This window comes from Gardnerella sp. 2492 (assembly GCF_050320365.1).
Taxonomy (GTDB): domain Bacteria; phylum Actinomycetota; class Actinomycetes; order Actinomycetales; family Bifidobacteriaceae; genus Bifidobacterium.
The window spans coordinates 927,874-940,417 of the sequence record NZ_CP186952.1; the positions used below are offsets into that span (position 1 = coordinate 927,874).

At 40.6% G+C, this 12,544-nt stretch carries 7 protein-coding genes, 1 tRNA gene and 1 pseudogene; 6 read left to right on the top strand and 3 right to left on the bottom strand.

The features are described 5' to 3' along the window. Positions 1–109: 109 nt before the first annotated feature. Positions 110–2,005, bottom strand: a complete 1,896-nt coding sequence (locus ACPFYS_RS03665) for a serine/threonine-protein kinase (protein WP_427875972.1) — start codon at positions 2,003–2,005, stop codon at positions 110–112. Positions 2,006–2,366: 361 nt separating this feature from the next. Here ACPFYS_RS03665 and ACPFYS_RS03670 point away from each other — a divergent pair, with 361 nt between their 5' ends. The 3 genes from ACPFYS_RS03670 (at position 2,367) to ACPFYS_RS03680 (ending at position 6,536) form a co-directional block, all read left to right on the top strand. Next, positions 2,367–3,494, top strand: coding sequence for an ABC transporter ATP-binding protein (locus tag ACPFYS_RS03670; RefSeq protein ID WP_427875974.1), 1,128 nt, complete (start codon positions 2,367–2,369; stop codon positions 3,492–3,494). A 270-nt stretch (positions 3,495–3,764) separates the two neighbouring features. Then, positions 3,765–5,174 (top strand): DUF4032 domain-containing protein, encoded by a 1,410-nt coding sequence (locus tag ACPFYS_RS03675; RefSeq protein ID WP_427875976.1) that lies wholly within the window; start codon positions 3,765–3,767, stop codon positions 5,172–5,174. 63 nt (positions 5,175–5,237) lie between these two features. After that, on the top strand, positions 5,238–6,536 hold the full coding sequence (locus ACPFYS_RS03680; RefSeq protein WP_427875977.1) for an extracellular solute-binding protein: 1,299 nt from the start codon (positions 5,238–5,240) through the stop codon (positions 6,534–6,536). A gap of 113 nt (positions 6,537–6,649) precedes the next feature. Here the strand turns inward: ACPFYS_RS03680 and ACPFYS_RS03685 are convergent. Further along, positions 6,650–6,722, bottom strand: a tRNA-Lys gene (locus ACPFYS_RS03685). Between the two features lie 69 nt (positions 6,723–6,791). Then, positions 6,792–7,070 carry a mycoredoxin gene (locus ACPFYS_RS03690; RefSeq protein WP_427875979.1) on the bottom strand — a complete coding sequence of 93 codons (279 nt, stop codon included), beginning with the start codon at positions 7,068–7,070 and terminating at the stop codon, positions 6,792–6,794. A 237-nt stretch (positions 7,071–7,307) separates the two neighbouring features. Here ACPFYS_RS03690 and ftsY point away from each other — a divergent pair, with 237 nt between their 5' ends. From ftsY to dnaB, 3 genes and pseudogenes are all read left to right on the top strand, one after another. Beyond that, on the top strand, positions 7,308–8,486 hold the full coding sequence (ftsY, locus tag ACPFYS_RS03695; RefSeq protein ID WP_427877640.1) for a signal recognition particle-docking protein FtsY: 1,179 nt from the start codon (positions 7,308–7,310) through the stop codon (positions 8,484–8,486). Positions 8,487–8,653: 167 nt separating this feature from the next. Continuing rightward, positions 8,654–10,183: pseudogene (locus ACPFYS_RS03700) on the top strand (ammonium transporter); the annotation flags it as partial. A gap of 978 nt (positions 10,184–11,161) precedes the next feature. Continuing rightward, positions 11,162–12,532 (top strand): replicative DNA helicase, encoded by a 1,371-nt coding sequence (dnaB, locus tag ACPFYS_RS03705; protein WP_427877642.1) that lies wholly within the window; start codon positions 11,162–11,164, stop codon positions 12,530–12,532. Positions 12,533–12,544: the final 12 nt, after the last annotated feature.

Below are 12,544 nucleotides of genomic sequence, written 5' to 3' on the forward strand. Positions count from 1 at the left end.
TATGCTTTTATCATAAAGCATTGCAACTTCAACATAGTTTAATGTAGGGCATCAACGATATCAATGAAGTTTTAATTATATAAAGGTGGGGAAGGTATCAATTATTTGTTTATACTTTTCCAGCTCCACACAAAGCACCTAAACCTAATCGGAAAATTTTCGTATTTCCAGATATGGATGTAATTAGCCATCCTATTAATATGCCTATTGCATATCCGGCTGACGTAGGAGAAAAAACGTCAGGAGAATATGCTGGAAGTTGCACACTAAAATTCCACAAAGGAATCGTTAACAGTTGCGGAGAAGTACCTATAATAAATGGATAAGCTGCTGCGCAAATCATTCCGCATAAAATTATTCCTAATAATCTAGGAAGCGTATAAATAATGGCTTTTATAAAATGCCACGGCAAACTTCCTATTCTAATAAGTAAATTTCGAGAAAAAATTCCATCATTACTTTGTATACGGTGAAGTTGTGCAGATGTATTAAATCCTGCTGTAGCTGTAATCAGCATAAATATTATGTTTGCTGAATATGAATCTATTACCGATAATTCAGCAATAGATGAAATAACAAAAATGCAAGGTATTGCAACCCATGTTCCGCGTCTTGTATAAATATGTGGATCTGCAGAATTGTTTTGCTCCTCTTGTGCATTTTCGTTGCTCTCGCTACTTTCCCTATTTTCCTTATTTTCACTATTTCTATGATTTTCAAAAGAAGGTGGTATTACATTCTGGTTTTGTTCCATTGAAGATTCTGCCGCGATTGGCGTATTTGATTCTTGCCTATTTTCTGTTGATGTATCGTATTTTGGCATTGTTTCTTTAAGCAGAGTGGTGCTATTTTCTTCCGATGGGATTGTTTCAAAGGTTGCGCTAGCTGGTAATAATTTTGTACCAGTTGGCGCATTATTGGACGTAATATAGTTTGATATTTTATGGTTTAGTTTTATAGTTTCGTCATTTTTTTGAGATTCTGGCCATAATTTACGTGGATTATTAGGAATTTTTTGTGCAGGCTCTTTTTTTTGAGACCTAATTTCCAAATTCTCTAGCGGTGTTTCATGTTTTGTTTCACACACAGTACGTGCCGTTTCACGTGCTGTTTCACGCACAAAAGGGTGGTTCGCCTCTGGCCAAGATTCCGGATTAAGCGCGTCCTCGCTAATAGCTTTTTCTAGCTCTTCAGGAGCACATCGTTTTGATCTATCTGGATTCAATGCAGATCTAAAAGCTTCCATAGTTCGCGGCGGAAGCCCTCGCAAATCAGCATTTCCTGAAGCAGCACGCTCAAGAACTGCCATCATAGGTTTCGTACCAAATACAGGCTTGCCGGTTGCAGCAAACGCAAGAACTGCAGCAACAGACCACCAGTCGGTAACGTCGTCAGAATCTCCACCTTCAATAATTTCTGGCGCTATAAATCCTGGAGTTCCCATAACTAAACCAGTTCTAGTAACGTGACTCTCCCCTTCTCCCATAGCAATACCAAAATCAACCAGAACTGGTCCAGTCATAGAAATCATCACATTAGTTGGCTTAATATCCCTATGTATAATTCCAGCCTTATGTACTGCTCGCACTGCATCAATGAGTTTATGTGCTAATCGTTCAAGATCGTCTGCTATATAAGGGCCATTTTCCTCCACATCTTCACGAAGGTCATGTCCATAAATAAGTTCAGTAACTATAAAAGCAATTGAAGCGTCAAGCTCCATGTCTACTATGCCGCAAACACCAGGATTATGTATTTTTTGCAGAGATAAAGCTTCTCTGCGTAACCTTATTCTTGCTTTATTCTGCTCATCGTCTTCACTGCTCGAAGAGCCGTTCGTATTCCTTTGCATGCTTGCACGCAAAATTTTCATTGCATAAAGTTGACCGCCATCGTCTTGTACTTTCCACACTGAGCCCATTGCCCCGCCGCCAAGACGATCAAGAAGCGTATATCCCCCAACGTTTTCGCCAGGTTGCAAATCAAACATGCTAAGGTCTTCCATACTGCATTATGGTAATGCGAACCATAGCAAAATTAAATTTTAATATTAAGTAATATTTATATAATTAAACTTTTGTTAGAAGATTCTTAAAAATTAAAAATTTTTACGTATCTAGAATGTGTGTTTTTATTTGACATTATTATATTTTCGACACGCCGAGTTTAGGCAAAATACTGATTTTTTGCTGTTTTTATAAGAAAAACATGATATATTAAGGCATGGCTCAACGAAGAGAACCTTCAATGGACCAGGTAAGTAAACTGTGGACGATTGATACCCGCCGACGTAGGATTTGGGGTCATGAGTGCACACCCTTCACTACGGATCGTTCGGCACGTACCTGCCGATGAAAGGACGTATCATGGCAGAAGTTGTATTTGATCATGTCACTCGTATATACCCTGGCAACGATAAGCCATCGGTTGATGATTTGTGCATGACTATTAAAGATGGCGAGTTTCTCGTACTTGTTGGTCCATCTGGTTGCGGTAAATCGACTACATTGCGTATGTTGGCAGGCCTTGAAGAGGTTAACAAAGGACGTATCCTCATTGGCGGCCAGGATGTTACTACAATGCAGCCAAAGGATCGCGATATTGCTATGGTGTTCCAGAACTACGCGTTGTATCCTCATATGACCGTTGCAGACAACATGGGCTTTGCTTTGAAGATTGCAGGAGTCCCTAAGGAAGAGATTCGTGTTCGTGTTGAAAAAGCTGCTGAAGTTTTGGATTTGACTGAATATTTGGATCGTAAACCAAAGGCTCTGTCTGGCGGTCAGCGTCAGCGTGTTGCTATGGGTCGCGCAATCGTGCGTGAACCAAAAGTCTTCCTTATGGATGAGCCTCTTTCCAACCTTGACGCTAAGCTCCGCGTGCAGACCCGTACGCAGATTGCAGCATTGCAGCGTCAGCTCGGCGTTACTACTTTGTACGTGACCCACGATCAGACCGAAGCTTTGACCATGGGTGACCGCATTGCAGTTATTAAGCTTGGCGTTTTGCAGCAGGTTGGTGCTCCAACTGAGCTTTATGATCACCCAGCAAATGTATTCGTTGCAGGCTTCATCGGTTCCCCATCCATGAACCTCAACCAGCATCCAGTTGTTGATGGTCGTGCTCAGATTGGTGAGGATTCTATCGTTCTCCCAGCTGAAGCTGTAGATAAGCTTACCGCTGAAGATAATAATCAGATTATCGTCGGCTTCCGTCCAGAAGATGCTTGCTTAGCAACTTCTGACGATGCTAACGCCTTCTCCTTGAAGGTTGTGAACGTTGAGGATCTTGGTTCCGATGGTTACATCTATGGCAACATCATTACAGATGGCTCCCCTGAAGAAGCATCAACTATGATGTCTGATCAGAACAAGCTTACGACAATTCGCGTGAACCCACGTGCTTTGCCGAAGGTTGGCGACACTGTAAAGATTAAGATTGACCCATCCAAGATGCATTTGTTCGCACCTTCTACTGAGTTGCGTTTGAACTAATAGCATAAGTTTGTGCACTTTTAGAATTGATTTTTAAGAGTGTTCTTTCGATAAGGGTTACGGGGCTTGCATCGCAGGCCCCGTTTTCGCCATTTGATATAAGTGCTTAGTATGCATGTCATGCTGTGCAAAATTAATTACAACTAAAATAAACTTTTGTATTAATAATGCAAATTTATTAATCATTTGTTTATACTGTAATTGGCTATATAACTGAGATTTCAGCAATTACGCCATTTACGTCCGAGCTTGACAGGTAGATTAGAACATATGGAATGGAACGAAGCTCCTCAATTGGATCCGCGCGCTGTACAGGCAACATCAGTGTCTGCGCAGGATGAAAGCGAATCGTCACAGGAACCACCAGCGTTAAAAATCACCGCTGCTAGTTCAGATCCTAAAATGTTTACTCTCCCATGGGAGCTACCGCTTGCTCAATGGCCTGCTGACTTGTTCGTAAACTTACCTCGTGGTATTTCTAGACACGTTGTGAGATTCGTCCACGTTGGCGAAGAAGTTTACGCTATGAAGGAAATCACTCGCCAGATTGCAGAACGCGAGTATGAACTTCTTAGGCGTTTGCGCAAATTAGAGCTACCAACAGTAACACCTATTGCAGTTGTTGCAGGTAGACGCGACGCTAACAGCGAAAAGCTCGAGGCAATGCTTGTTACTAAGCATTTAAAGTTTTCACTTCCATACCGCGCACTTTTTGCTCGCACACTTCGACCAGATACTGCAGAGCGTCTTATAGATGCTTTAGCTGTGCTAATGGTACGTTTACATCTTTCAGGCTTCTACTGGGGTGACGTATCGCTTTCTAACGTTCTATTCTTACGAGACGCAGACGCGTTCTCAGCGTTCCTAGTAGACGCAGAAACCGGTGATCTTCATGGAAGTCTTACTCAAGGTCAGCGCGAATACGATATAGATTTAGCACGAACCAATATTATTGGCGAGCTTATGGATTTGAGCTCAGGCCAACTTCTTCCTAGCGAAGTAGACGAAATTAGTATAGGAAATCGACTCGTAGAAAGATATCATTCTCTTTGGAGCACTCTTACAGATGTTGATAAGTTTAGCCCAGATGAGATGTGGCGTATCGAGCGCAGAGTAAATCGACTTAATGAGCTTGGCTTCGACGTAGACGAGTTGGAAATGAAAACTTCAGAAGACGGCCGTAGAGTTTTGGTTCGTCCTCGAGTTGTTGATGCAGGTTATGCGTCGCGTAAATTGTTAAGACTAACCGGTTTGGACGTGCAGGAAAATCAGGCACGCAGATTACTTAACGATTTGGACGCTTACCGTACTGCTACCTGGCGTCAAGGTGAAGACTTAGAAATCGTCGCAACCGACTGGATGCGTGAAATTTTTGAACCTACTGTTCGCATGATTCCTCCTGAATTCCGTTCACAAATTGAACCAGCTCAGTTCTTCCACGAAGTACTTGATCATAGATGGTTTATGGCAGAAAAAGTTGGTCACGACGTTGCTATGCAAGATGCTGTAGAAAGTTACATTAAAAACGTGCTACCACAATACAAAATGGATAAACGTGTACTTGCTGCAATCAACGCAGACGCTGACTCTGGTGTAATTGATGATGAATATACGTATTCGAAATCACTAGAAAATAATGGTGACGAAAACAATCAAGACGATAGCGTGTGGGCGAGCTGATTTTTTAATATTTCTGTTTGTTTTAAGTTAATTATATCTAGAGAGATAATTTAGAGGGATGAAATGAGTAAACTTAAGAAACTATTTTGTAGCGTTTTTGCAGTAGTAATGCTCGTAAGCTTTTCTTCGTGCGGTAACGACGGTACTAACCAGTCTTACAGTGACAAAATACTTTTTAGCGATAATAAGAAAATAGTAAAACACAAGAAGAAGAAACATATTAAACCTACGAAAATTACAGACGTTAATTTAACCGTATGGTCAGCTCGCGACGACAATAGTTGGGTTACGAAAATGGAAGAAAAATTCCAGAAAATCCATCCAGAATACAAAATAACTTTTAAAAATAGCACGGTTGAGTCTCCCGACACTGTAAGAGAAATGAATGAAAATATCGAAAGTCCTGATGTTTTCAGTTACTGCAATGATATGATTGAAGATTTATTAAAACTTGGCAAATTGGGCGAACTTCCACCATACGCTGTTAAACAGGTAAAAAAGCAGAATGATGATGTAGTTGTTCGTAGTGTTACCTACACAGATGGAAAGCTATACGGTGTTCCGTATACAACCAACTCATGGCTAATGTATTACAATAAATCAAAATTCACACCTGCCGATGTTAAATCTTTAGATAAGATGATTGCAAAAGGCAAAGTAGCTTTTGATATTAGTAATGCGTGGTATCTTGCTGGATTCTATTCTGATGGAGCTGTATCGTTCTTTGGTAAAAATGGGAATGATGCTAGTAAAGGTATAAAATTCAATAAGAAAGCCGTTGCTATAACCCAATATGTTATTGATCTAACAAAAAACAGTAATTTTGTTTTAGGCGGCAATGGAAGGGATCTTCAATGCCTTAGAGAGGGTTCTGCGGACGCCATTTTTTCTGGAACCTGGGATGCAAGTGACGTGAAAAGAATTCTTGGATCTAACTATGCTGCGACTAGCCTTCCAAAGTTTAAAACTAAAATTGGCGAATTCCAGATGAAAGCTTTTTCTGGATCGCGTGATTTTGGTTTCAATCCTAACTCTGCTTATAAAGAAGTTGCCGCTAAATTTGCAACATTTCTTGGGTCAAAAAACTCTCAAAAAGTATCTTTTGAACAAACAGGTACAGTACCATCAGATAAAAGACTTAGTAAATTTGTGAGTAAAGCTAACCCTGCAGGCGAAGCAGAAATGCAAGTTATAGCACACACTTCTATTCTTCAGCCAGCAATAATTGAAATGTGTAGCTTCTGGGATCCTATGCAAAATTTCGGAAGAACAATAGCACAAGGTGAAGCAAGCTACGATGATGCTGACAAACTTATAGATGATTTAAATAAATCGATCAATCTATCATCGACTGATGATTGAATCAACTAAGGTATCTGGTTTAACTGATTATTTGAATTAATTAAGCCACAAGCCATGAGCGTATAATAAACAGATTTATACGCTCTTGGCTACGCGATTAAGATACAAAAAAGTGCCCCCTGTGGGACTCGAACCCACAACCCAAGACTTAAAAGGACTCTGCTCTGCCAATTGAGCTAAAGGGGCAACAGTGAATAAGTGTACTACATTTAAGAGACGAAATAAATTATTTACAATATTGGCGTGTTATATACATTATTTAAGCTCACCTAATGACTGAAGCTTAACTTTAATTTGTACAGCTGAAGGCTCAACCATAAACGAGTTATCGCTGAAAGTCACAACAGGAATATGCTTTTGCCCACTAATTTCGATCGCTTTTTCCTTAGCATCCTCTTCAGATTCTATGTCGTGCCATACGAATGGTACACCGTACTGATTTAACGCAGCTTTAGCTCGCCTGCAATCTCCACACCAGTCGGCTCCATATACGTGAATATTTGCACTTTTTTCTAGCTCAGTATCAGAATTCATAATTCCCCCTTATTTTTACGCACTAAGTAATGTGCTAATAAATTTTCTACTATGACGATATCAATAAAATAGTTATCTAATCAAGAAAGTTACGTACGAAAAAGCAGCAATAATCCGATTTTTATATAGTAATCAAATTGATAATCTGCAAACAAAATTATAAAAAAAAACTAATAAAAACAGCTTAATTATATTGTCTCTGTACTTTGAGTCTCATATGCTTAATATATGTTTGATATGTTTAGTTTAGCTGGACTTTTTAGTGCAGAAAATTATTCCGCATGGCTGTGCGCGGCTGTAATTGTTGTAGCAGTTTGCTTTATATGCGTTGCTTATTTTAAATTCTTTTCCAAACGCAATAAAAAGAATAAAGAAAACGAAGTAAGCAAAAAAGTAGAAGATAGCGAAGAAGTAGTATCTTCTGAAGCTGAACCTAAGTTAGAGCAAAAGCCTAAGCTTGAGTCAAATAATTCTACTGTAAAAATTCCAGAAAGTGCCACGTCTCGTATAAAACGTCTACGAGAACGCCTATCTAATAGCGCAAATCCTTTTGGTCGCGCACTATTCAAAATCTTAAGTAAAGATAATCTTTCAGAATCAGACTGGGAAGACGTAGAAGATACTTTACTAATGGCTGATGTTGGCACAAAAGCAAGTGAAGAACTCGTGCAATCCTTGCAAAAAGATGCAAGAATTGCAGGCACTTCACAAATTGAGGATATTCACGAAGCCTTACGCACAAAGCTTTTGGATCTGGTAGGCAAAAACACTGATCGACGCTTGAACGCAGATAAGCCGGAAGCTCATCATCCAGGAGTTGTAATGATGGTCGGAGTAAACGGTACTGGCAAAACTACTACCGCTGGTAAGCTGGCTCGTCTTTTTGTTGCTCAAAATCGTTCTGTAATGTTCGCTGCAGCAGATACTTTCCGCGCTGCTGCTGCAGATCAGCTTGAAACGTGGGCTGGAGAAGTTAATGTACCAGTTATTCGCGCTGAAAAAGATGGTGCAGATCCCGCTTCTGTAGCGTTTATTGCAGCCGATAAAGCAAAAGAATCCAACACAGACATACTTATTGTAGATACTGCTGGAAGATTGCAAAATAAGGCTAATCTTATGGATGAGCTTGGCAAAATTCGCAGAGTCGTAGAAAAAACTATGCCAGTTGATGAAGTTCTTCTAGTGTTAGACGCTACTACCGGACAAAATGGTATGACTCAGGCAAAGGTATTCGCAGAAGCAATCGGAATCACCGGAGTTGTACTTACTAAACTTGATGGCTCAGCAAGAGGCGGTATTGTAATAGCCGTTCAGCGCGAACTCGGAGTGCCTGTAAAATTGGTGGGTCTTGGAGAAGGACCAGATGATCTTGCTCCATTTGATCCTGAAAGTTTTGTTGATGGCATAATAGATTGATTTATTAAAAGCGAGCGCTAGTTTCGTTAGACTCTTTACTGCTTTAGATTGCAATTATGCTTATAAGCTGTAAGTATTCTAAAATCTAACGGTAGGGTTTGTAGTTACAATACATATTGTGAACACAACGAATGCGTTTGCTACTAGTGAAAATGTTGAGGTGATATATGACTGCGATGGATCCGCAATGGGCATTATTGTTTGCCAGCGCATTGGTGTTTATTATTACGCCTGGTATTGCACTGTTTTACGGTGGACGCGAGCGCGCTACTTCTATGGTAAACATGATGATGCTTTCTGCAGGCGCTATTGCTGTAACAACATTGGTGTGGACTATGTGGGGATGGTCTCTTGCTTTTGCTGGTAAGGATAGTCTTGGCGGAGTCGTCGGCGACCCTATGAAAGGTCTACTATTTAAAGACTCTATGGTTTCTGATAATGGAGTGTTTACGTCAGTAAATGGCAATTTAGGTTTAACTGGCGGTATTCAAGCAGTATTCCACCTTGCATGTGCTGTTGTAGCCGTGTCTCTTATTACAGGAGCTTTAGCAGGACGTGTACGATACGCTATTTGGCTTATTTTCGTAGCATTGTGGGTTACTTTTGTTTTTGCTCCTTTAGCTCACATGGTGTTTGGTGGAGGACTTCTTTCTCCAAATGGCGCAATTTCTCAAGCATTTGGTATGCAAGTTCATGATTTTGCGGGAGCTTCAGTTCTACAAATTTCTTCAGCAGTTTCTGCTTTAGCAATTGTTATGATTATTGGCGGCCACGCTCACTTCCCACTTAAACGTTTTGTTTTGCGCACTAAAACCGCAGTTTTGCAGTCTTCTGTATCTTTTGCACATGTGACTAATGTTGCAAAGATTACGAAAGCTGGCAAAAATGGAAAATCTAATAATCAAAATCGCGCAAATGGTTCAAAGGGACGTTTATCTAAAGCATTATGGTCTGATGTAGCTAGATTGCAATCTGTTAATGCTGGCGAACAAGATGTTACTTATCCTGAAACTAAAGTTTCTAAAGCTTCTGTTATTGAGACTTCTGTAAGGCAGCCTCATAATGTTCCTTTTGTTATGTTTGGTATTTTCCTTATTTGGTTTGGCTGGATTGGACTTATTATTGGTTCTTCTTCTGGAATTTCCGGAGTAGCAGGTTACGCATGGGTGAGTTCTACAATTACTGCTTCTTCTTCTATGCTCACGTGGGGCGTGACTGAGAGGCTGCGTTCAGGCTGCTTTAGTGCTTTAGGTGCTGCATCTGGAGTTATGGCTGGTTTGGCAGCTAGCTCTGCTACTGCTGACGTTATAGCGCCAATTTGGTCAATAATGCTTGGTGTGATCGTTGGCATTGTCACTTCGCTGATTTCGAAATCTCGCACTTTTACTCGATACGATGATACTTTGCACATTGTGAGTGTTAATGGTGTTGCAGCATTTATTGGTCTTATTGCTGTCGGCTTGTTTGGCGCTCGTAATGGCGTTTTATCTACAGGAGATTGGCATCAACTTCTTGCACAGCTTTGTCTAGTAGCTATTAGCGTGCTTTATGCTGGCGTTCTTACTTCTGTGATTGCGTTTGCGTTAGAAAAGCTTTTTGGTTGGCGTATTTCTGAGGCTAAAGAGCGTAAGGGCGTTGACTTAGTAGATCAGGGTGAGCGCGCTTATGATTTCTCAAGTATTGCTCAGTCTCGCTCTGGAGGCGTTACCGGCGCTGTGGTTGAAGTTGCTGATACTGAGGCTGGTTCTACGCAAATGGCTGTGTTAACTCCTGTTACTGTTTCTGTAGCAGATACTGCTTCTGATGCAAAAGAATCCACTATTCAGACTTCTGAAGAGCCTGATGCAACATTGGAACGTTCCGAAATGTATGAGGAGCAGTCTGAAGCCCAAGTTGAGGATAGCGAAGAAGTAGAGCATAGCGAGCCTGAAGTCAAGACTGAGCCTGAAACAGAAGCTGAAGCTGAAGTCAAGACTGAAGCTGAACCCGACACGGATACAGAAACAGATTCAGATGCTGACCGCCAGACAGAGCCTGAATCTAATAAAAAAGCAAAAACTGATGAAAAGGCATCAAAAACGTATAAGAAGAAACCTACTAAGCCTCAAAATAATAGAAAATAGCAATAAAAAATAATAGCCGTGCGTCTTATAAAGCGTACGGCTTTTTTGTACCAAATTTCATATTTTGGCAATAATTTTACTAAATTACGCAAAAGTGACACGCACGAAGTTTACGATGTGGATAAAAAGCTGAGTTATCCACATTTTAGGCGTGTCTTTGTGTATATCCCATGAAATTATCCACATATTGGGGATAATACTGTGGATATCCTGCGGATAACTTTTCCAAATTAAATACGCAGTTTGCATTTATTAAGAATATGTGTTAAAGCAAATTAATTTTTTCGCAAATAATATTAGGAAAATTATAATGTTGCGGATCATTTTAAACATTGTATAAATTTGCTAGTAAACCATTGAAAATAGTATTCAGCAAAGTAACAAATAAAAGATGCTGCTTCGAACATATAATTCACTCAAACGTTTATACTCGTTTTTATGACAGATAATGATATGTGGCAGTCGTCGCCCAGGAACGCAAGACTCAATGGGGCAGCAAGTAGCAACACTACTTACAGTTCAAAGACAGCGTACGGCACAAATACGCCTAACATGAATAGTTCTGAAGGTGGCGTAGGAACAACATTATTTGATCGTATACCTCCGCACGATGCTGATGCAGAAATGGCGGTTTTGGGCGGAATGCTTATGAGCAAAGATGCTATAGGCGAAGTCTCACAAGTGCTTGAAACTGCTGATTTCTATCAGCCGCAGAATCAAACTATTTATGACGCAATTCTTACATTGTTTTCCGGCTCACAGCCTGTTGACGTTGTACTCGTAGCTAACGAACTAATGAAAGCCGGCAATTTAGATAAAGTCGGTGGAGCCGATTACTTACACAGTCTTGTAGCGTCTGTACCGACTGCAGCAAACGCAATGTACTACGCAGATATTGTTCATCAAAATGCTATTCTTCGTAACGTTATTGCAGCAGGAACGAAGATTGCGCAAATGGGCTATTCTGCTACAGGCGCTCAAGCTGAAGATATTGTCAATCTTGCGCAATCTGAAGTATATGAGATGAGTGCTGGTAAAGTACGTCAAGATTACGTAGCTATAGGTCCCGTTTTGCAAAATGCTTTAGATCAATTAGATAAACTGCAAAATCATGAGCTAGAGCAAGGCGTTCCAACTGGTTTCAGGGATATAGACGACGTTACACAAGGCTTACAGCCAGGACAGATGATAGTTGTTGCAGGACGTCCTGCAATGGGTAAATCAACGTTGGGTATTGATTTCGCAAGATCCGCAGCCTTGCATCATCAAATGACAGCAATAGTTTTTTCTCTAGAAATGAGCAAAGTTGAGCTAGCGCAAAGAATTATTTCTGCAGAAACTAATATTCCACTTGCTGCAATGCGAAGAGCAGAAGATATTACTCCGGATCGTTGGAATACACTTAATAATTTCTGGACTAAAATGCAAAACGCTCCGCTTTTTATAGACGACAGTCCAAATATGAGTTTGATGGAAATTCGCGCAAAATGCCGCCGTTTAAAGCAAACTAACGATTTGAAACTTGTTGTTATAGACTACTTGCAGCTTATGAGCTCCGGAAAACGCGTTGAAAGCCGTCAGCAAGAGGTTTCAGAATTTTCGCGAGCACTAAAACTTCTTGCTAAAGAACTTGAAGTGCCGGTAGTAGCTTTAAGCCAGCTTAATCGTGGTCCTGAAATGCGCAATGATAAGAAGCCGCAGCTTTCAGATTTGCGCGAATCTGGATCTATCGAACAGGATGCTGACGTTGTGTTTCTTGTGCATCGTCCTGATTTTTATAATAAAGAAGACAGGCCAGGCGAAGCCGATATTATTATGGCAAAACATCGCAACGGCCCTACAGACACGTTTAAACTAGCGTTCCTGGGTGCTACATCTAAATTTAAAGATATGCCTCAAGAGATGCAGCAACAAGGAGTGTGATGCGGGCGTGAA

Excerpts from the sequence above, each read along its gene's own strand:
- ACPFYS_RS03665 (WP_427875972.1), bottom strand. The coding sequence starts at position 2,005 with ATGGAAGACCTTAGCATGTTTGATTTGCAACCTGGCGAAAACGTTGGG.
- ACPFYS_RS03670 (WP_427875974.1), top strand. The coding sequence starts at position 2,367 with ATGGCAGAAGTTGTATTTGATCATGTCACTCGTATATACCCTGGCAAC.
- ACPFYS_RS03675 (WP_427875976.1), top strand. The coding sequence starts at position 3,765 with ATGGAATGGAACGAAGCTCCTCAATTGGATCCGCGCGCTGTACAGGCA.
- ACPFYS_RS03680 (WP_427875977.1), top strand. The coding sequence starts at position 5,238 with ATGAGTAAACTTAAGAAACTATTTTGTAGCGTTTTTGCAGTAGTAATG.
- ACPFYS_RS03690 (WP_427875979.1), bottom strand. The coding sequence starts at position 7,070 with ATGAATTCTGATACTGAGCTAGAAAAAAGTGCAAATATTCACGTATAT.
- ftsY (WP_427877640.1), top strand. The coding sequence starts at position 7,308 with ATGTTTAGTTTAGCTGGACTTTTTAGTGCAGAAAATTATTCCGCATGG.
- dnaB (WP_427877642.1), top strand. The coding sequence starts at position 11,162 with ATGAATAGTTCTGAAGGTGGCGTAGGAACAACATTATTTGATCGTATA.